Below are 22,959 nucleotides of genomic sequence, written 5' to 3'. Positions count from 1 at the left end.
GGTCTTCTTTCCCTAGTACGCGAACGAGAGTTGTTCGGAATCTTCGTCTTCGGAGTCCACTTCCGCATGCGGATGTGCGTCGTGCTCGAGCGGGCCCTCCACGACGTAGCGGCGGATGAGGAAGAACCACACACACCCGAGGGCCGCGTAGAGCACGGTGAACGTCACGAGCGAGGCCACGACCAATCCCACTGGATGATCCGACACCCCTTGGTCCACGGTGAGCCTGATCTGATCGATTCCGTTCAGGTTCGGTGCCACCACCCAGGGTTGACGGCCCATTTCGGTGAAGATCCAGCCTGCACTGTTGGCGAGGAACGGCGTCGGGATGGCTGCGAGGCTGAGCCACGAGAACCACCGCTGATCAGGGACGCGGCCACCCCTGGTCACCCACAGACCGGCCAGCGCCAACAGCGCCGATCCTGCTGCGAGGCCGATCATCATGCGGAACGCCCAGTACGTGACGAACAGGTTCGGCTTGTAGTTTCCGGGTCCGAACTGCTGCTCGTACTGCTCCTGGAGTTGGTTGACGCCCTGCACCGTCGCACCGAAGTCGTTCTCGGCGAGGAACGAGGTCAAGCCCGGTATCGAAATCAAGTGGGTGACCGATTCGCAGTTGTTGTGCGTACCGACGGTCAGAAGCGAGAAGGAGGCACCGGTTTCCGTGTCGCACAACGATTCCGCCGATGCCATCTTCATCGGCTGTTGCTCGAACATCAGCTTGCCCTGAATGTCGCCGGTGATCGCGAGCGCACCACCCGCAACGATCATGACCACGAACGACAGTCGCGCTGCGGGGCGGAACATGCTGCGCGAGTTCTCGGATTTGCCCTTGCGTGCCTCACGGACCATCCACCAGCCCGAGATTCCCGCAACGAACGTGGCGGCGGTCAGGAACGCACCCGCGACCGCGTGCGGAAAAGCTGCGAGCGCAGTGCTGTTGGTCATCAACTCCCAGATGCTCGTGAGTTCCGCGCGACCGGTGTCCGGGTTGTACCGCGCACCGACCGGGTGCTGCATCCACGAGTTGGCTGCGATGATGAAGTATGCGGATGCGTTGACGCCGATGGCGACGAGCCAGATCGTGGCCAAGTGAACAAGTTTCGGGAGGCGTCCCCAACCGAATATCCACAGACCCAGGAATGTGGACTCGAGGAAGAACGCGACGAGCCCTTCCAGCGCCAGGGGCGCTCCGAACACGTCACCGACGAAGCGAGAGTACTCACTCCAGTTCATGCCGAACTGAAATTCCTGCACGATTCCGGTCGCGACGCCGAGCGCGAAGTTGATGAGGAACAGCTTGCCGAAGAACTTCGTCAGTCGATACCAGGAGTCTTTCTTGGTGATGACCCACATCGTCTGCATCGCCGCGACGATCGGCGCAAGACCGATTGTCAGCGGCACCAGAATGAAGTGGTAGACGGTGGTGATTCCGAACTGCCACCGCGAGACGTCCAAGGCGTCCATGACTACTCCGAACTTTTCGGCCCGCGGGAAGATTCCGCTGCTTACGGGCGTGCCCCAGCAAGTTCGAGAGTACTACTACGTGTAGTAGTAGCTCAAGCGTCGGAGACCTCGTCGCCGATGGTCTCCACCGCCGTATCGACCATCGACCGGACGTCGTCGGCGATCGACGGCACCGGCAGTACGACCCCGTTCAGCGAGACGACCCTTGCAGCGAGAGTAATGCTCGAGATCAACCAAACACCATCTGCGGCAATGAGATCCGCAGGGAAAACGTCCGACCGCTCACAGTCGAATCCTTTGTCCGAGGCGACCTGAAACAACGCCTCCACTGTCGTCCCCGAGAGGATTCCATGCTCTGCCGGTGGTGTGATGAGTGTCTTACCGCGCGCGAGCACCACGGTCGAGCGAGGACCTTCCAGAACGCGCCCTTCACTGCTCGTGTAGATCACGTCGTCGGCCCCGAGACGCGCGGCGTGCCGTAACGCAGCCATGTTCGTCGCATACGACAACGTCTTCGCCCCGAGCAGCTGCCAGGGGGCTTGTGCGGCAAAATCCACCGAATAGCCACGGGCCAGGGTGATGGCTGCCACGCCGTCGGCGCGAGCCCGAGTCACTCGCTCGTGCAGCGGCCCCACCGTGGCATACCCCGTCGGCTCACCGCCCCCTTCGCGGCCACGACTCAGCACCAGCCGCAGCGCACCCTCGTCATCTGAAGTTCTCGTCCACTCGTCGACGGCTAGGCCGACAACAAGCCGCCAATCGTCCCGATCCGGCGTCGGCAGATCCAACGCCGCCGCCGACGCAAGCAACCTGGCCAGGTGAAGTTCCACACCACACGGCGCCCCACCGCGCACGAGAATCGTCTCGAACACCCCGTCCCCACGCACAGCGGCCAGGTCATCGGCGTACAGAAGCGGCGCATCCGGATCGTGAACCTGCCCGTCCAGGGTGACAACTACTCGCTCCGACATACGTCCAGCCTACGATGGAAGCCGTGTCCGATACCGCCATGATCCGCCTGAGCCCTCTTCTCACCCTTCCCGACGCGGTGCCGTCACCGGAGGACACAGTCGACAGCGCCGTGGCGTGGCACTACGGCAATCCGTTCGGCGAGCAACGCGACGCGACGTCGAAGGCGGCCGTCATCGACCGATCGAACCGTTTCGTCATCGCGATAGGTGGCGAGGAACGGTTGACCTGGCTCAACACGATCTCGAGCCAACTCGTCTCGAACTTGCCCGACGGTCACTCCGCGGAGAATTTGTCGCTCGACGTCAACGGCCGCGTAGAGCATCACTTCGTCCAGACCGACTTGGACGGGATCACCTGGATCGACACCGAAGCGTCGACCGGCCCCGATTTGCTGGCATTTCTGAAGAAGATGGTGTTCTGGTCGAAGGCCGAACCGCGCGAGGGCAGCGAACTTGCCGTGCTTTCGCTGCTCGGAGCGGATTCCGCGCGCGTCCTCGACGCCCTCGGTGTATCGGTCCCCACCGAGAACTACGATGCCACCGCTCTGAGCGGCGGCGGCTTCGTCCGCCGGATGCCGTGGCCGGGCCCCAACGCGTTCGACCTGTTGGTTCCCCGTCCCGCATTGGCGGAGTGGTTCACGAGACTGCGCGACGCCGGTGCGACACCAGCCGGAACCTGGACGTTCGACGCCCTTCGTGTCGAGTCGATCAGGCCTCGTGTCGGTGTCGACACCGACGAGAAGACGATCCCTCACGAGGTGCGGTGGATCGGTGGAGTGACCGATCCAGGGGCAGTACACCTCGAGAAGGGCTGTTACCGCGGCCAGGAGACAGTGTCGCGCGTGCACAACCTGGGCAGGCCCCCTCGCCATCTCGTTCTCCTGCACCTCGACGGATCGGCTGAAGGGCGACCGGAGACCGGTGACGCCATCACTGCAGACGGTCGTACCGTCGGCCGACTGGGGACTGTCATCGATCACTTCGAACTAGGTCCTGTTGCCCTCGCACTGGTCAAGCGAACCGTTCCCGCCGACACCGAACTGGTTGCCGGACCGTGCGCCGCGTCGATCGATCCCGATTCGATCCCGAGCTACGACGACGTGCAGGCAGGGCGGGCCGCAATCGATCGGTTGCGCGGCCGGTGACGGCTCGCGTCGAAGCGGTGTGTGTCGTTCACGCCGACGTGCCCATCGGACGACGCGGGGTCTCCGGCAGCGCCATCGACAAGAGGCCTGTAGACGGCCCGGTCGACGTTCACGAATTGGGCCTAGCCGGTGACCACAGTCGGGATACGAAATTCCATGGCGGGGTTGACCAAGCCGTATACGTGTACGACGAGGCGGAGGCCCAACGCTGGGCCTCCGAACTCGGACGACCGGTCGAGCCGGGCTGGTTCGGGGAGAACCTCAGGACATCGGGAATCGAGGTGACCGACGCCGTTGTCGGCTCGCACTGGCACATCGGCGATGTCGTCCTCGAAGTCACGATCGCCAGAAAGCCGTGCGGGACGTTCGCACGCTGGGTCGACGAGCCGGGTTGGCTGAAGCGGTTCACCGAGCGCGCTGACGTCGGTGCGTACTTCCGGGTCGTCGAACCTGGGACCGTCCAGCGCGGGGCATCGATTCTTCCGGGCCGCGTTCCGGACCACGGGGTGACCGTCAGGGACCTGTTCCGCGGAACCAACCCCGCAGGGTTGGCGAAACTCCTCAGCGCCCCGGGGTTGCCGCCGAAAGTCGAGCGCGACGCGACAGCGGCGTTGAAAAGAAGTACATGAATCGTGACCCTTACCGAGCCTTAAGACATTTACGCAGGTAGAAGGTCCAATGCCCGGTACTGAGATGAAGCAAACATGCGGGACACGGACTCTGTATGAGCATCTGGACGATTCGCGCGCTAGAGTGTGTGCCAGGAAGAAATACCAAATCTAACGGGGCGCCCAAATTTCCCCAGGCCGCCCCGCAAGTCCGCGAGGGGGCAACGCCATGGGCCGAGGCAGGGCTAAGGCAAAGCAGACAAAGGTCGCTCGTGAGCTCAAGTACAGCTCACCGACAACGGACTTGGAGAGTCTGCAAAGAGAGCTCTCCGGAGGTTCGTCCAATTCCCACCGTGGCGGTATCACCTCGGGCGGCATCTCCTCTTCGGACGCGGACGGCTATTCCCGCGTCGAAGAGGATGAATACGAGGACTGGCGACGCTGACCAGCGATTGACATACGACTGAGGGGGAGCCGCGGTGCGGCTCCCCCTCAGTCGTATGTTCGTGCTCGGAAGTGAGCTCCGACGTCAGAAGCGCGGGTGGTTGCCCAGCAGCACGGCGCGCTCAGTCTCGGCGGACTTGTCCGACGACTTCTTGACCGTCCCCAGCGTCCAGCAATCGATGTGGCGAGCCGTCAACACGGCCAGAGCGCGGTCGACGTCCTCGGGCGCAACGATGGCGACCATGCCGACACCCATGTTGAACGTCTGCTCCATTTCGGCGCGCTCGACACGTCCGCGCTGAGCGATGAGCGAGAACACCGGCGCAGGACTCCACGTGGTGCGATCCAACTCAGCGACGAGGCCAGCAGGCATGACGCGGGCCAAGTTGCCCGCGAGTCCCCCACCAGTGACGTGGCAGAAGGTTCGAACGTCGGTCTCCGCAGCCAACGCCAAGCAATCCTTGGCGTAGATCTTGGTGGGCTCGAGCAACTCTTCACCTAGGGTGCGACCGAATTCTTCGACGTGGCCGCCGAGGTCCATGTGATTGATCTCCAGCAGAACCTTGCGCGCCAGCGAGTATCCGTTGGAGTGCAACCCGGACGATCCCATTGCGATGACTACGTCGCCCGGCCGCACGCGATCGGGTCCCAGTACCGCGTCGGCTTCGACGACGCCGACGCCGGTAGCCGACAGGTCGTAGTCTCCGTCTGCCATCAGGCCCGGGTGCTCGGCCGTCTCGCCGCCGAGCAACGCGCAGCCTGCGATGATGCAGCCGTCGGCGATGCCTTTGACGAGCTCGGCCACCATCTCGGGGACGACGCGTCCGACGGCGATGTAGTCCTGCAGGAACAGCGGCTCCGCGCCGCACACGACGAGATCGTCGACCACCATGGCAACCAGGTCGAGCCCGAGTGTGTCGTGCTTGCCCAGAGCCTGTGCGACGGCAATCTTGGTGCCGACGCCGTCCGTGGACGCCGCGAGGATGGGCTCCTTGTAGTCACCCTTGAGCGCGAACAGCCCGGCGAAGCCACCGATGCCGCCCATGACCTCGGGACGGCTGGCCCTCTTTGCGAGCGGCGCGAACAGTTCGACAGCCCGGTCACCTGCGGCGATATCGACACCGGCCGCGGCGTAGGAAGCACCACCCGAGGAGGTTGCGCGGGGTGGTCGGGTTTCCTCGGTCATGCGGCTCCAGCCTTGTGTTCGTGATCGTTGCGCGATTTTTGCGCGCAATTGCGGTCTAACGGTACCGGAGAGCCCGTTCATGGGGTGCTTCGCGGCGCCTACACCGTCGGAATCGCCGCCAACAGCCGCTTGGTGTAGTCCTCCTCCGGCGACCGGAGGATCTTCCACGGCGTCCCCATCTCCACGAGACCGCCGTCCTTGAGCACCGCCACCTGATGCGACACCCGATCCACGACCGCAAGGTCGTGACTGACGAACAGGCATGCGAACCCGAATTCCTGCTGCAGCCCCTCGAACAGATCGAGCACCGCAGCTTGAACGGACACATCGAGCGCGGATGTCGGCTCATCCGCGACCAGCAGGTCCGGCTGCAGCACGAGAGCTCTCGCCAAACTGATCCGCTGGCGCTGTCCGCCCGACAGCTCGTGCGGGTATCGCTTCTCGGTTCCCGACGGCAGCTGGACGGCGTCGAGGAGCTCTCTCGTCCTGGCCGTGATGGCGTCGCTACTGCCGTACTTGTGCACCACCATCGGTTCGGCAATACATTGCCCCACGGTCAAGCGCGGATTCAACGACGTCGCCGGGTCCTGGAAGACGAACCCGAATCGCTTGCGCAACGGCCGCAACTGTCGCTGGGACATGCCGGAGAGCTCCTGACCCATCACCGTCACCGTCCCACTGGTCGGTTTTTGCAGTGCTGCGACACATCTACCGATGGTCGACTTTCCCGAACCCGATTCGCCGACGAGCCCCAGGGTCTCACCACGGTGAATGTCGAAGGACACGTCGTCGACAGCACGGAACGCCTTGCTGCCGACGCCACCGCCGAACTGGACGACGAGGTCTCGCACTCTAAGAACCGGCTCGCCCGACTTGTCCACGAATTTGTCCGATGCTGCGGGAGCGAGTTTCGGCACCGCGGCGAGGAGCTTTTTGGTGTAGTCCTCCTTCGGACTGTCGAACAGCTCGCGCACCGGAGCTTCCTCGACGACCGTGCCGTGGTTCATCACCACGACCCTGTCGGCGAGGTTCGATACCACTCCCATACTGTGCGTGATCAGCACAATTGCGCAGCCCAGGCGGTCTCGCAGATCCCTGAGCAAGTCGAGGATCTCCGCTTGGACTGTGACGTCGAGAGCCGTTGTCGGCTCGTCGGCGATGATGACCTTCGCCTCGCAGGAAATTGCGATAGCGATCATGACGCGCTGCTTCTGGCCGCCCGAGAGTTCGTGGGGGTAGTACCCGAACCGTTGCTCCGGATCGGGCAGTCCGACCATCGTCAGCAGTTCGACGGCGCGAGCCTTGGCTGCCTTCTTGTCCATGCGTTTTCCGTCGTCACGTGGGTGCGCACGCAGTGCCTCCACGATCTGAAATCCGACGGTGAACAGTGGGTCGAGTGCGCTTCCCGGCTCCTGGAAGATCATCGAGATCGACTGGCCGCGAAGCTTTTCCCACGCCTTGTCCGATAGCTCGGTCACCTCGGTTCCGCCGAGTACGACGGATCCGGCCACCCGAGCTGTATCGGGCAGAAGCCCGATCGCAGACCGCACGCTGACCGACTTGCCCGAGCCCGACTCCCCCACGACGGCAAGCACTTCACCCGGCCGGACCTCGAACGACACCTCCGTGACGGCGTCGACGTCGCCGCTGTCGGTAGAGAAGGTGACGGAAAGCCCCGTGAGCTTCAACGCCGCGTCGGTCATGCCTTCACCCTCTTCTTTCGTGTACGGAGAAGCGGATTCATCGTTTCGCTTGCGCTCTCGCCGACCATCGTCATACCGAGAACAATCAACACGATGCCGAGACCCGGGAACACCGAAGTCCACCAGATGCCGTTGGAGATATCGGGCAGAGCCTTGTTGATGTCGTATCCCCATTCCGATGCCGACGTCGGTTCGATCCCGAAGCCGAGGAATCCGAGGCCGGCGAGAGTCAGGATTGCCTCGGCCGCGTTCAGCGTGATGATGACCGGGAGAGTCTGAACTACGTTGGACAGGATGTGCCGGAACAGGATTCGAACCGTGCTGGCACCGGTCACGCGAGCGGCGTCGACATAGGGTTCGGTCTTGACGGCAACCGTCGCATTGCGTACGACGCGGAAGTACTGCGGAACGAAGATCGCCGTGATCGCGATGGCAGCCGAGGCGATACCACCGAAGCTGCTCGACTGACCTCCCGCGACGACGATCGAGATGACAACCGCCAGAAGCAACGACGGAAACGCGTACATCGCGTCCATGAACAGCACGAGAACTCGATCGAACCACCGACCGATGTAGCCCGACGCCAATCCGAGCGGAACTCCGATCACGATGGACAGGATCAACGAACTTGCGATGACCATCAATGCTGTTCGAGCACCGTAGATCACTCGCGAGAATACGTCTTCCCCGCGCACCGACGTACCGAAAATGTGCTGCGCGGACGGCGCCGACTGACGCGCAAATTCTCCGCCGTCGTCACTTGTCTGCGAAAAGCCGTACGGTGCCAGCAACGGCGCGAACACTGCAGCGAGGATGAAGATCGCCATCAGTACCAGCCCGACGATCAATGTGGCCCGTTGCACGCCGGACGTGGAACGCACAAATGCAAGACCAGGAAATCCGCGACGATGCGGCCGGCCTGCATCGACCTGTGCGAGAACAACTTCGGTACTCATCTAGAACCTCACTCTCGGGTCGATGAGTGCCACGATCGCGTCGGTGACGAAGCTGACGACGGCGACGACCAGAGCAAGAAAAGTCACGATTCCTTGCACGGCGACGAAGTCTCGTGCGCTGAGGTAACGCGCGAGTTCGTACCCGAGACCCTTCCACTCGAACGTCGTCTCCGTCAGTACCGCTCCGCCGAGCAGCGTCGCGATCTGCAGACCCATCACCGTGACGATCGGGATCATCGCGTTGCGGAATGCGTGCCGCAGCGTGACGGTCCGGCTGCTCACACCACGTGCCCTGGCCGCTTCGACGTAGCCGGACTGCAGCGTCTGCAGAAGGTTCACTCGCACCAGCCGGAGAAAGACCCCTGCCGTGAGCAAGCCGAGTGCAATGGCCGGCAGTACCGCATGTTTCAGAACGTCACCCGTGTACGCCGGTTCGCCGTACAACACCGAGTCGATCAACAGGATGTTGGTTTTCGGCGAGACGTTCTGCAATGCCAGTTCGACATTCGTGCTTGCGCGACCCGCGACCGGTAGCCAGCCCAACTTCACCGCGAACAGCAGTTTGAGCAACATACCGACAAAGAACACCGGTGCTGCGTACGCCAGAATCGCGAAGATCCGAAGCGAGGCGTCGCCGAACCGGTCACGGTGGGTCGCTGCGAAGAACCCCAGCGGCACACCCACGAGGAATGCAACGAGCAACGCCCAGAACGCGAGTTCCAAGGTGGCGGCGCCGTTCACGAGCAACACGTCGGCGATTTCCCGATTGTCCGTCGCGGACTTTCCGAAGTCGCCCGTGAGCAGACCCTTCAGATACTCCCAGTACTGCGTCAATATCGGACGGTCGTATCCGGCCTCGGCTTTACGTTGAGCGATCTGCTCGGCGGGCAGCCGCCCTCCGAGTGCCGCGGTGATCGGATCGCCGATCACGCGCATGAGAAAGAAGACAACGGTGACCAGAATCCACGCCGTCGGGATGATCAGCAGGAATCTGATCCCGAGATAGCGAGCGAGCGCGCCGTATCGTGACGGCGCGCTCGCTTGCTGGACGAGCTTCTCGTTGTTGCCTTCCACTCCGCTGACAGGCGCGGTAGTGGGCACGGCGTCAGCCTCGTGCGAGTGGTGTGAAACGGAACTTGAACGACGCATCGAGGGTGTCGTCGACACCGCTGATCTCGTCGACCGACACCGCGATCTGCTTGCCCTCGAGCAGCGGAAGCGTCGGGATGTAGTTGGTGGCGAGCTCGGTCTGAATGTCGCCGATGACCTCCATGCGTTCGGCTTCGTCCGTCGTCGTACGTTCCTTGTCGAGAAGCGCCGTGATCGCCGGGCTTTCGAAGTGCGACTGCAGGAAGTTGTCCGGTGCGAAGAACGGCGTCAGGTAGTTGTCGGCGTCCGGGAAGTCCGGGAACCAGCCCAGCTGATACACCGGGTAGGCGTCGGCGACGCGTTCCTTGTTGTACGTGGTCCACTCGGTCGACTGCAGGTTGACGTCGAACAGCCCCGTTGCGTCGAGCTGGCTCTTGATCGCAGCATATTCCTCGGACGAGCTCGAACCGTAGTGGTCCGGGTTGTACTGCAGATTGAGCTGAACGGGCGTCGCAATGCCTGCGGCACTGAGGAATCCGGCAGCGTCCTCCCTGTTCGGGGTTTCGCCGTAGACATCGCCGAAGGCCTTGTTCGAGCCGTCGAGACCGGAAGGAACCACCGAGTAGAGCGGGGTGAAGGTGCCCTTGTAGACGCCATCCGAGAGTGCCTGCCGGTCGACCGATGCCGCAATTGCTTTGCGCACGGCCAACTTCTGCTCGGGTGTGTCGCCGGGCATCGTGTTCATGTTGAACACCATGTAGCGGCTTTCTCCACCAGGTCCCTCGTGGACCGTCAATCCGTCGACGCTATCGAGAGAATCGATGTCGGTCGGTGTGAGCGAACGCCACGCAACGTCGATCGCCTTGTTCTGGATGTCGAGCTTGAGGTTGTCCGAACTGGTGTAGTACTTGAGCGAGATGTTCGACGTGCTCGGCGCGCCCAGAATTCCCTTGTAGTCACCGTTCGCGGCGAAGCTCACGAGGCCGTTCTTGTCATAGCTGCCGATCGAGAATGGACCCGCGAACGGCTTGCCCGCGACGATCGCGTCGTCATCGAGAACCGCATCGGCCGGGAATACCGTCTGGTCGACGATCGGGCCCGCAGGCGTCGCAAGTATCTGCGCGAATGTCTGGTCGTTCGGTGTCTTCAGTGTGAACTCGACGGTCTTCTCGTCGGGAGTTGCAACACTGTCGAGGTTGGTGAGCAGCGATGCCGGCCCGTTCGGATCATTGATGGCCACGATGCGATCGAACGAGAACTTGACACTCTCGCTGGTGAGCGCATTACCGTTGGCGAACGTGAGATCGTCCTTCAGGGTGCAGGTGTAGACGGTCGGCTCGCTGAATTCGCAACTTTCGGCGGCGTCCGGTTCGAGCTCGGAGCTGCCCGGAGCGAAGTTCATCAGGAATGGGTAAACCTGATTCATGATCATGAAAGAACCGTTGTCGTACGAACCTGCGGGGTCGATCGACGTGACCTGATCGGTGGTTCCGACGGTGATGGTGTCGCCACCACCGTCGCCACTCGACGCCGCATTGTCGTCCGTTCGGCCCGAGCCGCATGCGGCCACGGCCAGCACCACTGCGGATGTAGCCGCAATGCCGACGAACGTTCTGGTGAACCTGGAACTGCGACCGTTACCGGGCGACAGGATCATCTGTATGCCTCAATCTGTTCGGTTGTCCGTACTTGTTCCGGACGTTACCGATCAGCTGTTTCGAATATGTGGCAAACAGGAAACGCGGCAAACATTTTTGCGAGCGAGGGCGTCAGGGACGGCTCAGCGCACTCACGTTCGCGTTGGTGGGATCACTGCTCTGTCCCGCCGCTGTTGCCAGCATCCCTTCCAGTACGTGCTTGCCCAGGGCGTTGTCCGCCGGAAGCTCGATGGGGTACTTACCCGTGAAACAGGCTGTGCAGAGACGCGATTCCGGTTGCTCCGACGCCGCGATCATGCCCTCCGTCGAAATGTATCCGAGGGAATCGGCACCGATCGCCTGACGCACCCCTTCGAGGATGCCGTCCTCCGAGTCCACGCCGTTGGCGATGAGCTCTGCAGGAGAGGCGAAGTCGATGCCGTAGAAGCACGGCCACCGCACCGGCGGTGACGCGATGCGCACGTGAATTTCGAGTGCACCGGCTTCACGCAACATTCGGATGAGGGCGCGCTGAGTGTTGCCACGAACAATCGAATCGTCCACTACGACGAGCCTTTTGCCGCGAATGACCTCTTTGAGAGGATTCAGTTTGAGCCGGATGCCGAGCTGACGAATTGTCTGCGACGGCTGGATGAACGTGCGCCCGACATAGGCATTCTTCATCAGGCCCTGGCCGTACGGAATTCCCGAACCCTGGGCGAAGCCGACTGCGGCGGGCGTTCCCGACTCCGGCACCGGAATCACGAGGTCACCTTCGGCTGGATGCTCCTCGGCAAGACGACGGCCGATCTCGACGCGAGTGGAATGCACCGAGCGACCGCCGATGACGCTGTCCGGCCGTGCGAGGTAGACGTATTCGAAGACACAGCCTTTGGGTTCCGGAGCTGCGAAACGCGACGAGCGGACACCGTCCGCGTCGATGGCGAGGAGCTCACCCGGCTCGATGTCACGCACGAATGCTGCGCCGACGATGTCGAGGGCTGCGGTCTCGCTGGCGACGACCCAGCCGCGATCGAGTCGTCCGAGGCACAGCGGTCGAACACCGTGCGGGTCCCGAGCGGCGTAGAGCGTGTGCTCGTCCATGAAGGTCAGGCAGAACGCTCCCTTGAGCGTCGGCAACAATTCCATCGCTGCCTGCTCGATGGTGCAGTCGGCGGCCTTGTGCGCGAGGAGAGCGGCCACGACGTCGGAATCCGATGTCCCGTTGCCCTGCAGTCGGTCGCTGATGAGACCTTCTTCACGTGCTCGCGTCGCGAGTTCGGCGAAGTTGACGAGGTTGCCGTTGTGGCCGAGGGCGATGCCCGTGCCCGCCTTGGTGGTGCGAAAGATTGGCTGCGCGTTCTCCCAGGTGACCGACCCACTGGTCGAGTACCTGCAATGTCCGATGGCGACGTGGCCCGGCATGGCACCGAGTGTCTGCTCGTCGAACACCTGGCTTACGAGACCGAGGTCCTTGAACACCAGAACCTGCGAACCGTCGGACACAGCGATTCCGGCGGCTTCCTGTCCCCTGTGCTGCAGCGCATACAACCCGTAGTACGAGAGCTTCGCCACATCCTCCCCCGGAGCCCACACACCGAATACGCCGCACTCTTCACGAGGCTCGTTCTCGGGTTCGTCTATGGGTTTGCCTAGCAGAAGGTTTGGACTTGTTACCGAAATATCGGCAGAGGTCACAGCACTGCTCCCTAAGGGGACGGGGTGAGGGGCATGGCCCAGTCTACGGGCACACGAGCCAACTCAACGCATCGTGGGCGGGTGACATTCCCCGGCCGTCCGTTTTGCGGTAACCGGCTGGCCACCTCAGTGGCACGGATAAGTGCCGCCCGGGGCACTTATCCGTGCCACTGGGCCGTCAGGCACGAAGAATCGGCAGCCAGTGGCCCACTTCGGCGGCGCGACTGCCCGATGCAGTGATGGATCCGTCGGCCAGCGCATCCTCGAAGCTACGGGTTCCCGTCGCCACCTCGAGCCACGTCCGGGGATCGGTCTCGACGACGTTGGGCGGTGTCCCACGGGTGTGCCGGGGTCCGGTGATGCACTGCACCGCGACGAACGGCGGAACCCGCACTTCGACGCTCGAACCCGGTGCGACCTGGGCGAGCGTGCGGACGGTGGTGCGTACTGCGTCGGCCACGGCAGCGCGGGGCGGCTTGTCGACCGAGCCGTCACGCACCCAGTCCGCGACCGCCAGTACCGCGGTGCGTACTTGTTCCGGGGTGACGGTTTTGGTCGGAGCCATGCCGATCAGCTTATTCGGGTCGTTCCTGCAGGCTCCTACTCCCTTATCTGGGTCGTTCCTGCAGGCTCCACTCCCGCCACGAGGGCACCGCTATCGAGCGACCAGGTCACGTGCACGCACAGCCAGAACCGCTCCCGACGCGTTGACGGCGTAGTGCAGCATCATCGGCGCCAGAACACTGCCACTTCTCCGGCGCAACCACGAGAACAGCACACCCGCGAAGAAGGTCCCCACCACTGTCAGAGCGACGGAATCCCCCGCCGCACGCGCAGGGTGAATGTGCCAGAGTCCGAAGAAGATCGGCGACGAACCCGGTGATGCGGCGTCGAGCACGGCTCTGAAGGTGAGTTCCTCGGTGAGGACGGTGCCGATCGGGATCCGGAACAGTACCCACTCGGCCAAGTCGTCGTCCGACGGTCGAACCCGCTGGACCAACGACGGTACGGACGCGACCACCGCCGATGCCGCGACGGGCACCGCCGCGGCGCCGAGACCCCACGCCAGACCGCTTCTCCAGTTCTTCAGGCCGAGAGGTGCTCGGGTGACAGCGGCGAGCGATACCCCGAAAGCTGTGTTCACCACTGCGCGACGGCGGTCGGAGAGTGCCAGCCGAGGGACGACGGCACCGCTCCACGCAGTCGTCACTGCACCGAGCACGAGGGCTTTCACTTCTCGGGGCCGTCCCGACCTGCGTACTCGTCCATCACCGAGCGCACCTTTTCGGTGTCCTCGTCGGTCCAACCCGCGGGTGCGGCGACCGAGACCCATCCGTCGAGGACGAGCGTTCCGTAGTTGTGTCCATGCCCGTCCGGCACGCCCGCCGCGTTGGTGAGGTCGGCTGCGACCTGCCAGAACGTGACGATCGGGAACCACCGCATGTCCGGCAGACGGTCCGGCCCCGGTGCCTCGGCGAGCCAGTCGGGACGCTCGAACAGCAGGTCCGGCGACCACCACACCACTGGGTCCGAGGCGTGCTGCACGTACAGAATCCGCGGGCTGAGCCACGGCTCGCCTTCAGGCGGGATGCCGGACGAATTGTCGGCGAAGCGAACGACGAGACCGTCGGCGTACACGGGCCGCACCTCTGGGCTTCCCGGATCGCGGCGAGTCACGAACTGACCCCACAGCCGATTGGAGTTCGGCGGTCCCACCCACAGGACACCGTCGACGGTGTCGCGGATGTCGGCAAGACCGTCGAAGGCTCCTTCGCCGGACGCGGTACCGAGGCTCTCGCCGTAGACGTAGAACCGTGGACGGGTCTCCTCGGGTTCCTGGAGCCACCGCTGGTGCACCTTGTCGATGAGCGCCCGACCGGCTTCGGCGGCCTTGTCGCGTTCGGCGAGGAACGAGATCCAACTGGGCAGGTAGGAGTACTGCGCGGCGACAGTAGCGACGTCGCCGCCGAACATGAGCTCCTCTGCTTCGATGGCCGTCGGGTTGACCCATCCGGTTCCGGTGGTGGGAACGACGACGAGTGCCTGGCGCTGGAAAGCACCGGTTCGTTCGAGTTCCTGCACGACGATGTCGAGCCGTTCGTCCTGTGTCTCCGCAGTTTCGAGGCCCGCGTAGGCACGGATCGGTTGAAGCGCAGGCCTGCCGAGTCCCTCGGAGATCTCGTCGGCGCTCAGCCCGCTGGACACGAAGTTGCGGCCCTCGAATCCGAGGGAGTCCCACGGGGCCAATGATTCCGGGCTGCCGGAGCGCTCGGGCACCGTCGGTTGCACTGCGCCTTCGCGGGTTTCGCTGTTCTGCAGGCTGAAGATCGAGTTGGTCACCTCGGAGACCGCACGCAGCAGAACGCCCTGCACGAGCGCGATGACGAGGACGACCACCAGCACGACCCCGATGACGTTGGCGACCTCGCGGGGCATCTTGACGACCTTGTTCATCTGGCGAGCCAGGAACCGTACTAGATCACGCAGTACGCGCATTCCCGAGATGAACAGGGCAGCAACACCGATACTCAGCGCACCGGTCCGGAAATATCCCGTGGTCGTCGTGCCCTCGGCATCCATGAGCGCAGCTAGTTCACGCTGCCACCCGGCGGACAGATACAACATGTACAACGCCACGAAGATCGCGATCGGCACGAACGCGAACTTGATCCGCAACTCCACCTTGCGCGGCAGCGGCCACCACGACTTGCCGGCGAGAAACCACCGCGTCACGGCCCACCCGACGACGACGCCGAAACCGTAGCCGATGGCGGCGTTGATTCCGCCTATCAATCCTTGGAACAGCCAATCACGCGGCAGCAGAGACGGAGTGAGCGACCAGCAGAAGAACAGCGCGCCGAACACGATGCCGGTGAAGTCCAGCTTCAGCAGACCCCACGCCCACATGACAAAGGGATGTTTTTCGGGAGAAGGTACGGCAAAGTCGATCGGCAGTCGGTAGTGCGTGTGTTCACGCTCTACGGTGCTGAGATCGTTGTGCGATACCTCCTCCGTGGTCACTGACCTACCCGAAGAGTCTGGGCAGGGTGCTCTCGAATGTTTCGCGGAGTTCGGTCATCGCGACCGAGAACTGCCCCTGAACCTCGATTTCGTCCGAGCCTTCGTCGACGACGCCGATGCGCGTCCACGGCAGACCACGGGCGGTGCACATGCCGGTGAATCGAGTCTCTTCGGTGCGCGGCACAGCGACGAGCACGCGGCCGGAGGACTCGGAGAACAAGGTGACGAACGGATCTGCGCCCTCGGGAATGAGGATGCGGCATCCGGTTTCGCCTGCCAACGCTGCTTCGACGACAGCCTGCGCGAGGCCGCCTTCGGAGAGATCGTGTGCGGCCGAGACCAATCCGTCACGGGAAGCTGCAAGCAGGATGTCGGAGAGCAGCTGCTCACGTGCCAGATCGACCTTCGGTGGGACTCCGCCGAGATGATCATGCTCGACCTGCGCCCAGATGGATCCGTCGAACTCGTCGTGCGTGTCGCCGAGCAGGATGAGCGTCTCGCCGGGCTCGAGGCCGAGGCCGGTCGGAATGCGGCGGTGCACGTCGTCGATGACGCCGAGAACACCGACGACGGGCGTCGGGAGAATCGGCTCGGAACCGGTCTGGTTGTAGAAGCTGACGTTTCCGCCGGTGACCGGGATGCCGAGTGTGACGCAGCCGTCGGCGAGACCGCGAACGGCCTGCTGGAACTGCCACATGACGCCCGGATCCTCGGGAGAACCGAAGTTGAGGCAGTTGGTCACAGCCTTCGGCGTCGCGCCGGTGACGGAGACGTTGCGGAACGCCTCCGCAAGAGCGAGCTGCGCGCCCTGATACGGATCGAGAGCGGTGTAGCGACCGGACGCATCGGTCGCGAGCGCGATGCCGCGGCCCGTCTTCTCGTCGATGCGAATCACTCCGGCGTCAGCGTTCTCGGCAAGCACGGTATTCCCGCGGACGTAACGGTCGTACTGCTCGGTGATGAACTTGCGGCTGCACAGCTGCGGGCTACTGATCATCTTCAGCAGAGTGGCCTTCAGCTCGTCCGCGGTGCCGGGACGCTTCAACGACGCTGTGGTGTTCGCGACGAGTGCGTCCTGGGTGTCGGGACGCTTGACCGGACGGTTGTAGACGGGGCCGTCGTGCGCGACGGTCTTCGGCGGAACATCGACGACGGTGTCGCCGTGCCACGTGATCTCGAGGTTGTCGCCGTCGGTGACCTCACCGATGACCGTCGCGAGCACGTCCCACTTCTTGCAGACGGCCATGAACTTCTCGACATTGTCGGGCGTGACCACCGCGCACATGCGCTCCTGTGATTCGCTCGAGAGAACCTCCGCGGGGGTCATTCCCGTGGCACGCATCGGGACCTGCTCGAGCGCGATGTGCATACCGCCGCTGCCGGCTGATGCAAGTTCGGATGTGGCACACGACAGTCCGGCGCCGCCGAGGTCTTGGATGCCGACGACGAGCTTGCCCGCGTACAGCTCGAGACAGGCCTCGATGAGGACCTTCTCGGTGAACGGGTCGCCGACCTGAACAGCAGGAAGCTTCTTCCTGCCGCCTCCCGTCTCATCACCGTCGAACGTCTCCGAGGCGAGCACGGACACGCCGCCGATGCCGTCGAGACCCGTACGAGCACCGAACAGAATGATCTTGTTGCCCAGACCGGACGCGAAGGCGAGGTGCATGTCCTCGACGCGCATGACTCCCGCACACAGAGCGTTGAGCAGCGGGTTGCCGGCGTAGGAGGCGTCGAACACGGTTTCGCCGCCGACATTGGGGAGGCCGAGCGAGTTACCGTATCCACCGACTCCCGAGACGATGCCGGACAGGACGCGGCGGGTGTCGGGCGCATCTGCAGCACCGAAACGCAGCTGGTCCATGACGGCGATCGGACGGGCACCCATGGCCATGATGTCGCGGACGATGCCGCCGACACCGGTGGCAGCGCCCTGGTAGGGCTCGACGTACGACGGGTGGTTGTGGCTTTCCACCTTGAACGTGACGGCCCACCCGTCACCGACGTCGACGACGCCTGCGTTCTCGCCGATGCCCGCAAGCATGGACTTGCGCATCTCGTCGGTGGTGGTTTCGCCGAAGTACTTCAGGTGCACCTTGGAGGACTTGTACGAGCAGTGCTCGCTCCACATGACGGAGTACATGGCCAGCTCGGCATCCGTCGGCCGCCGACCGAGGATTTCCTTGATGCGGGCGTACTCGTCGTCCTTGAGTCCGAGTTCTTTGTACGGCTGCGCGACGTCAGGTGAAGCGACTGCGGCGGAGACAGTGTCAATTTTCTCAAAGCTGTCGGACACGAGGAGTGGGGTCCCTTCCTGGAGCGAAATGCCTTCGGAGAGTCTATCCGCGCAGGGTGACAGGCCCCAAAAGCAGCATGCAAACCCTCGTGTAAGCATGGCTTGGTGGACATCGCGCTGACAGAGAACGATTTGGACGAATCAGGCGTCCTGACGCCTCAGATGGTGGTCAAGGGTGTGGATATCCCCAGGAAAGCCGTGGTGTGCTTCTTCGCCGAAGTGATCGAATCCATAGCCGGTCAGGGCAAGGCACGGGTGTTGTCGGTGCTCAGATCCGAGCACGGTGAGCACCCCGTCTACGAGGTGGAGCGCGGCGGCGAGCGACTGGCGGTGTTCCATCCGGGCGTCGGCGCCCCGTTGGCTGCACTGTTCCTGGAAGAAGCGATCGCGCTCGGATGCTCGGAGTTCGTGGCTGTCGGCGGAGCAGGCGCTCTCACCGATCAGCTCGGCATGGGCCACGTGATGGTCGTCGACAGCGCCATCCGCGACGAGGGCACCTCGTTCCACTACCTGCCCCCGGGCCGAGTGGTCGAGGCCGACCCTGCCGGGGTTGCTGTACTCCAGAGCGTTCTGACCGAGGCCGGAATTTCCTTCGTCACCGGTCGGTCGTGGACCACCGACGCCCTCTACCGCGAGACCCGCAGCCGCGTGTCCCGACGCGTCGACGAGGGGTGCTTGACGGTCGACATGGAGGCGTCGGCCTTCTGCGCAGTCGCCCAGTACCGCGGGGTCCAGTTCGCCCAACTGCTGTACGCGGGTGATTCCCTCGCCGCCGACTGGGAGCACCGGGGATGGACCAAAGCGGGCACCGTTCGTGAACAGTTGTTCTGGCTGGCGGCCGATGCGTGCCTGCGCTTCGCGCCCGTGCGCAAATAAGTACCGCCCGACGTAATTACGCACTCACGAGGCTTGAGCAGGTCGTGCGTGCGTAATTCCCGCCCGCCGTAACTACGCACGCACGGGCGGGGCGGGCCGCGCTCAGGCCGGAGCCAGGAATGCGCCCAATGCGTCGGCGTAGGCCTTCACGTCCGATGCACCCATCAGCTCGCGCGAGGAGTGCATCGCGAGCTGAGCCGCACCGACGTCCACGGTCGACACTCCCGTCCGCGAGGCGGTTATCGGTCCGATCGTCGAACCACAGGGCAGATCAGCCCGGTGGACATAGCGCTGCAACGGAACCCCAGCCTGCTCGCACGCCAACGCGAATGCACCGGCACCCTCGGAATCGGTTGCGTATCTGAGATTTTGGTTGACCTTGAGCACAGGGCCGCCACCGAGTTCGATCCGGTGTGCGGGCTCGTGCCGGTCGGGGTAGTTGGGGTGTGTTGCGTGTGCCATGTCGCCCGACGCGCAGATGGATCCGGCCATAGCGCGCAGGAACTCTTCGCGACCCCCGCCGCGGCCCAACACGATTCGCTCGAGCACCGTGTTCAACAGGTCCGAGAACGCGCCGCGGTCGGACATGCTGCCGACTTCTTCGTGGTCGAACAGTGCCAACACGGGGGTGAAGGCCGTCGGGTTCCGGACGGCCGCGAGGAGCGCTTGCGTTCCGGCATAACAGGTTCCCTGATTGTCGAGCCTCGGCGCACTGACCAATTCGTTCTCGACGCCGACGACCGCACTCGGCGCGAGATCGTGGGTCATCAGTTCCCAACCGAGAACGGACGACGGGTCGACGCCTTCACGTTCGGCAACGAAATCGAGGAATGAACGGGGCGAATTGCCCACTCCCCAAATGGCATTGACGTGCCGCTGAGGATCCAGCGTCACGCCCTTGCGATCCTCGGACAGATGGATCGCCAGTTGGGGTACACGCAGGATGGGCTCGTCGATCTTGACGAGGACCTCCCGTAGGCCGTTTCCGTCGCGCACACTCAAGCGCCCGGAAATTCCGAGATCACGGTCCAGCCAGGAGTTGAGCCATGCGCCGCCGTACGGCTCCAGTCCCACCATCTGCCACCCTGCGGACTCCAGATCAGGGTGCTGCTTGACGCGCAGGTTGGGACTGTCGGTATGACCGCCGACAATCCGGAACGGGTGGCCGGCAAGAGCGGGGCCCGTGCGATCGCTCTCCGTGCTCCATGCGACGAGGGAGCCGCCGCGGATGAGGTAATACCGGCCCACCTCGGTAGGCCAGGCCTCCGTTTCGTCGACGCGTACGAACCCCGCTTCCTCCAGTTGCACCGCAACCGTGCGGCACACATGGAAGGGCGACGGTGAGACGTCGACGAAGTTGCACAGAGCGGCAGCAGACGCAGAAACACTGAACGGCATGGGAACCATTGTGTCAGTAGCTGCGTCGAACAGACCAAGGAGCACACGCAACCCGGGGGACGAAAATGAGCGATCTAGCCGAACATGCATCCAGGGCAACCACCGTCGCGATCATTCGCAAGAAAGTGATGGCCTCACTCACACGGCGTGGCATTCGCGCCACGAAAGTGAACGCCGTCACGCTGCGGCTCGATTCGGGTGGCTACGTGGGGTTGGACAACCTGGTGGATCGGTGCCTGAACTACTCGAACAGTTCCTGGAACGACGTCGTCGAAGCACACGTGACGACGCTGTTGGACATGCAGAAATACAGCGATCCGGCGCACATCGCCTCCATGCCCGACGACGAGTTCTACATGCGCTTGCGTGAGCGGGTCGCGCCTGCGAGCCTTCTGCGGCAACTGAACGAGTTCTCGTATACGCGTCCGCTGGTCGACGCCTTCGATTCGCCGAGGCGCATGTTGAATCTGACGTTCCCGGACCTCGCGTTGACGCTGCCCGACGTTGCGCTCGTAGGTCGAGACCTGGAGACGGCGTGGGCATTCGGACGCGCGAACACTGCAGCGATGAAGTTCGACCGCCGCGAGTCGATGATCAAGGACAACATCACCATCGACGTGTTGCGCGGCGACTCCATCTACCTCGCGTCGAAGGTGGCCGACATGCCTACGTTCATCGATCGCTACCTGGACGAGGCGCCTTTCGGCGTTCTGTTCACGATCCCCAACGCGTACGAGATCGACAACTTCCTTCCACGCACGTTCGAGGAAACCGCGCGCGCGGCAGAGCTGATGGTCGGCGTCGCGCAGATGTTGTCGAGAGATACGCCCAATCCGTTGTCCGACCACGTGTACTTCTGGAGAGACGGCGAGTACTGCCAGGTCAGCGGCGATGCATCGGCAGGGGTGTTCGCGGCAACGCTCCGCGAGCTACACGAGCTCTAGTGCCCCGTTATCTTTTAGGCGGTCCTTGAAACCGAGGGCTGCGGTCGCCAGACCTGGTATGACTTCTTGCCCCTGTCATCAATGATCCGGGGGGTGGTGTCGCCGGGTGTGGTGGCATCGATGAACCGCTGATAGGGACAGGGCCGCTGATCGTGAGCAGGTCTCTTCATAACGTGGGTGTCGGGTATCGATGTCGGATCGGCGACCGGCGGTACACCGGACGAAGGACTGCTTCATGGACACGAGTTACGCCGTGTTTTGCGGCATTGACGTGGGAAAATCCGAGCATCACGCTGTCGGTCTCGCCGTCGACGGCACCCGCCTATACGACAAAGCACACCCAACGACGAGGCTCGTCTACGCACAGTTTTCGACCGCCTCTCCGCGCACGGACCGGTGTTGATCGTGGTCGATCAACCCAACACGATCGGTGCGCTACCGGTCACCGTCGCCCGCTCCTGCGGTCACCGAGTGGCGTACCTTCCGGGCCTGTCGATGCGCCGAATCGCAGACCTGTATCCAGGGCAGGCCAAGACCGACGCGCGCGACGCGTTCATCATCGCCGACACGGCCAGGACCATGCCGCACGCTGCGGCGGGTCGACACAGGCGATGACACACTCGCCGAGCTCAGTGTTCTGATCGGTTTCGACGACGACCTTGCCGGCGAAGCAACCCGCGTCAGCAACCGAATCCGGGGACTACTGACCAGCATCCACCCGCGCTCGAACGAGTACTCGGACCGCGAGTCACCCACCCCGCCGTGCTCGAAATCCTCTCCCGGTGCGGTGGCCCGCCGGCATTCGCACTGCTGGCAAACGAAAGCTGACCGCCATCGCTGCGAAGAACGCCCCACGAATGGGCGCCCGACTGGTGGTAGAAATCTACACCGCACTCGAGGACCAGACCGTCGTAGTCCCTGGGTCCGCGGCTGCCGAGACTGTACCAAAACTTGCAGATTCTCTCAAAGAGACACTGCAACAACGGAAAGCAATCGGCCTGGACGTGGAGAGGATGCTCGATGCCCACCCTCTTTCCTCGGTCCTGATCTCGATGCCTGGCGTCGGAATCAGGACAGCTGCACGCATCCTTCTCGAAGTCGGTGACGGTTCGGCATTCAAAACAGCAGGACACCTGGCCGCCTACGCCGGCATCGCACCCGTGACCCACCGATCCGGCACCTCGATCCGAGGTGAGCACCCAGCGAGATCAGGAAACCGCAAACTCAAACGAGCGTTGTTCCTTTCGGCCTTCGCCGCACTGCACGACCCCACCAGTCGCGCCTACTACGACCGCAAGCGAGCCGAAGGCAAGAAACACAACGCAGCCCTCATCTGCCTAGCTCGACGCCGGTGCGACGTCCTGTTCGCCATGCTCAAGAACAAGACCCTTTACCAACCGCCCGCAGCTCACGCAGCTTGACAGAAAACATAGGGACACCCCCCGTTATCTTTTAGGCGGTCCTTGAAACCGAGGGCTGCGGTCGCCAGACCTGGTATGACTTCTTGCCCCTGTCATCAA

18 protein-coding genes and 1 pseudogene are annotated in these 22,959 nt (G+C 63.4%); 6 read left to right on the top strand and 13 right to left on the bottom strand.

Features of this window, described 5'->3' with window-relative positions:
- Positions 1–12: 12 nt before the first annotated feature.
- Positions 13–1,467, bottom strand: a complete 1,455-nt coding sequence (locus D8W71_RS09445; RefSeq protein WP_121112938.1) for a cytochrome ubiquinol oxidase subunit I — start codon at positions 1,465–1,467, stop codon at positions 13–15.
- Between the two features lie 92 nt (positions 1,468–1,559).
- Positions 1,560–2,438, bottom strand: coding sequence for an aminodeoxychorismate lyase (locus tag D8W71_RS09440; protein WP_121112936.1), 879 nt, complete (start codon positions 2,436–2,438; stop codon positions 1,560–1,562).
- Between the two features lie 14 nt (positions 2,439–2,452).
- On the opposite strand from D8W71_RS09440, the gene ygfZ reads away from it, so the two are divergent.
- From ygfZ to D8W71_RS09425, 3 genes are all read left to right on the top strand, one after another.
- Complete coding sequence (ygfZ, locus tag D8W71_RS09435) at positions 2,453–3,583, top strand: CAF17-like 4Fe-4S cluster assembly/insertion protein YgfZ (RefSeq protein ID WP_121112934.1); 1,131 nt, start codon at positions 2,453–2,455, stop codon at positions 3,581–3,583.
- Positions 3,580–4,212: an MOSC domain-containing protein gene (locus D8W71_RS09430; RefSeq protein WP_121112932.1), complete on the top strand. Its 633-nt coding sequence runs from the start codon at positions 3,580–3,582 to the stop codon at positions 4,210–4,212. Before ygfZ ends, D8W71_RS09430 begins: the two co-directional genes overlap by 4 nt.
- A 208-nt stretch (positions 4,213–4,420) precedes the next feature.
- Entirely contained in the window at positions 4,421–4,636 is a 216-nt protein-coding gene (locus D8W71_RS09425) for a DUF3073 domain-containing protein (RefSeq protein ID WP_072806788.1), read from the top strand.
- A gap of 84 nt (positions 4,637–4,720) precedes the next feature.
- Here the strand turns inward: D8W71_RS09425 and purM are convergent, their stop codons facing one another.
- The 10 genes from purM to purL all read right to left on the bottom strand — a co-directional run bounded on the left by purM (position 4,721) and on the right by purL (position 18,320).
- The gene (purM, locus tag D8W71_RS09420) at positions 4,721–5,821 is read right to left on the bottom strand and encodes a phosphoribosylformylglycinamidine cyclo-ligase (protein ID WP_121112930.1); all 1,101 of its coding nucleotides are present in this window, start codon (positions 5,819–5,821) and stop codon (positions 4,721–4,723) included.
- 98 nt (positions 5,822–5,919) lie between these two features.
- Entirely contained in the window at positions 5,920–7,524 is a 1,605-nt protein-coding gene (locus D8W71_RS09415) for a dipeptide ABC transporter ATP-binding protein (RefSeq protein ID WP_121112928.1), read from the bottom strand.
- Entirely contained in the window at positions 7,521–8,480 is a 960-nt protein-coding gene (locus D8W71_RS09410) for an ABC transporter permease (protein ID WP_121112926.1), read from the bottom strand. Before D8W71_RS09410 ends, D8W71_RS09415 begins: the two co-directional genes overlap by 4 nt.
- The gene (locus tag D8W71_RS09405) at positions 8,481–9,581 is read right to left on the bottom strand and encodes an ABC transporter permease (protein ID WP_442972026.1); all 1,101 of its coding nucleotides are present in this window, start codon (positions 9,579–9,581) and stop codon (positions 8,481–8,483) included. It abuts the gene before it with no gap.
- 4 nt (positions 9,582–9,585) lie between these two features.
- Positions 9,586–11,226 (bottom strand): ABC transporter substrate-binding protein, encoded by a 1,641-nt coding sequence (locus D8W71_RS09400; RefSeq protein ID WP_121112922.1) that lies wholly within the window; start codon positions 11,224–11,226, stop codon positions 9,586–9,588.
- A 112-nt stretch (positions 11,227–11,338) separates the two neighbouring features.
- Positions 11,339–12,904, bottom strand: coding sequence for an amidophosphoribosyltransferase (gene purF / locus D8W71_RS09395; RefSeq protein ID WP_121112921.1), 1,566 nt, complete (start codon positions 12,902–12,904; stop codon positions 11,339–11,341).
- A 178-nt stretch (positions 12,905–13,082) separates the two neighbouring features.
- A complete protein-coding gene (locus D8W71_RS09390) occupies positions 13,083–13,469 on the bottom strand; it encodes a sterol carrier family protein (protein ID WP_121112919.1) in 387 nt (128 codons plus the stop codon).
- Between the two features lie 90 nt (positions 13,470–13,559).
- Positions 13,560–14,138: a CPBP family intramembrane glutamic endopeptidase gene (locus tag D8W71_RS09385; RefSeq protein ID WP_121112917.1), complete on the bottom strand. Its 579-nt coding sequence runs from the start codon at positions 14,136–14,138 to the stop codon at positions 13,560–13,562.
- Positions 14,135–15,859 carry an alpha/beta hydrolase gene (locus tag D8W71_RS09380; RefSeq protein WP_442972044.1) on the bottom strand — a complete coding sequence of 575 codons (1,725 nt, stop codon included), beginning with the start codon at positions 15,857–15,859 and terminating at the stop codon, positions 14,135–14,137. Before D8W71_RS09380 ends, D8W71_RS09385 begins: the two co-directional genes overlap by 4 nt.
- A 70-nt stretch (positions 15,860–15,929) precedes the next feature.
- Positions 15,930–18,320: a phosphoribosylformylglycinamidine synthase subunit PurL gene (purL, locus tag D8W71_RS09375; protein ID WP_442972025.1), complete on the bottom strand. Its 2,391-nt coding sequence runs from the start codon at positions 18,318–18,320 to the stop codon at positions 15,930–15,932.
- Between the two features lie 6 nt (positions 18,321–18,326).
- Between purL and D8W71_RS09370 the strand changes: the two genes are divergently transcribed.
- Positions 18,327–19,097 carry a nucleoside phosphorylase gene (locus tag D8W71_RS09370; protein ID WP_236077810.1) on the top strand — a complete coding sequence of 257 codons (771 nt, stop codon included), beginning with the start codon at positions 18,327–18,329 and terminating at the stop codon, positions 19,095–19,097.
- A gap of 102 nt (positions 19,098–19,199) precedes the next feature.
- Here D8W71_RS09370 and D8W71_RS09365 read toward each other — a convergent pair whose 3' ends face one another.
- On the bottom strand, positions 19,200–20,495 hold the full coding sequence (locus D8W71_RS09365; RefSeq protein ID WP_201265304.1) for a M18 family aminopeptidase: 1,296 nt from the start codon (positions 20,493–20,495) through the stop codon (positions 19,200–19,202).
- A 65-nt stretch (positions 20,496–20,560) separates the two neighbouring features.
- Here D8W71_RS09365 and D8W71_RS09360 point away from each other — a divergent pair, with 65 nt between their 5' ends.
- The gene (locus tag D8W71_RS09360; RefSeq protein WP_121112909.1) at positions 20,561–21,439 is read left to right on the top strand and encodes a hypothetical protein; all 879 of its coding nucleotides are present in this window, start codon (positions 20,561–20,563) and stop codon (positions 21,437–21,439) included.
- Positions 21,440–21,674: 235 nt separating this feature from the next.
- A pseudogene (locus tag D8W71_RS09350) lies at positions 21,675–22,860 on the top strand (IS110 family transposase).
- The last annotated feature ends 99 nt before the right edge of the window (positions 22,861–22,959 follow it).

This window comes from Rhodococcus sp. P1Y (genome assembly GCF_003641205.1).
In the GTDB taxonomy this organism is placed as follows: domain Bacteria; phylum Actinomycetota; class Actinomycetes; order Mycobacteriales; family Mycobacteriaceae; genus Rhodococcoides.
The sequence above is the reverse complement of the archived record's forward strand: the minus strand, read 5'-3'. Positions and strand labels throughout refer to the sequence as shown.

Excerpts from the sequence above, each read along its gene's own strand:
- D8W71_RS09445 (WP_121112938.1), bottom strand. The coding sequence starts at position 1,467 with ATGGACGCCTTGGACGTCTCGCGGTGGCAGTTCGGAATCACCACCGTC.
- D8W71_RS09440 (WP_121112936.1), bottom strand. The coding sequence starts at position 2,438 with ATGTCGGAGCGAGTAGTTGTCACCCTGGACGGGCAGGTTCACGATCCG.
- ygfZ (WP_121112934.1), top strand. The coding sequence starts at position 2,453 with ATGGAAGCCGTGTCCGATACCGCCATGATCCGCCTGAGCCCTCTTCTC.
- D8W71_RS09425 (WP_072806788.1), top strand. The coding sequence starts at position 4,421 with ATGGGCCGAGGCAGGGCTAAGGCAAAGCAGACAAAGGTCGCTCGTGAG.
- purM (WP_121112930.1), bottom strand. The coding sequence starts at position 5,821 with ATGACCGAGGAAACCCGACCACCCCGCGCAACCTCCTCGGGTGGTGCT.
- D8W71_RS09415 (WP_121112928.1), bottom strand. The coding sequence starts at position 7,524 with ATGACCGACGCGGCGTTGAAGCTCACGGGGCTTTCCGTCACCTTCTCT.
- D8W71_RS09410 (WP_121112926.1), bottom strand. The coding sequence starts at position 8,480 with ATGAGTACCGAAGTTGTTCTCGCACAGGTCGATGCAGGCCGGCCGCAT.
- D8W71_RS09400 (WP_121112922.1), bottom strand. The coding sequence starts at position 11,226 with ATGATCCTGTCGCCCGGTAACGGTCGCAGTTCCAGGTTCACCAGAACG.
- D8W71_RS09390 (WP_121112919.1), bottom strand. The coding sequence starts at position 13,469 with ATGGCTCCGACCAAAACCGTCACCCCGGAACAAGTACGCACCGCGGTA.
- purL (WP_442972025.1), bottom strand. The coding sequence starts at position 18,320 with ATGCTTACACGAGGGTTTGCATGCTGCTTTTGGGGCCTGTCACCCTGC.
- D8W71_RS09365 (WP_201265304.1), bottom strand. The coding sequence starts at position 20,495 with ATGCCGTTCAGTGTTTCTGCGTCTGCTGCCGCTCTGTGCAACTTCGTC.
- D8W71_RS09360 (WP_121112909.1), top strand. The coding sequence starts at position 20,561 with ATGAGCGATCTAGCCGAACATGCATCCAGGGCAACCACCGTCGCGATC.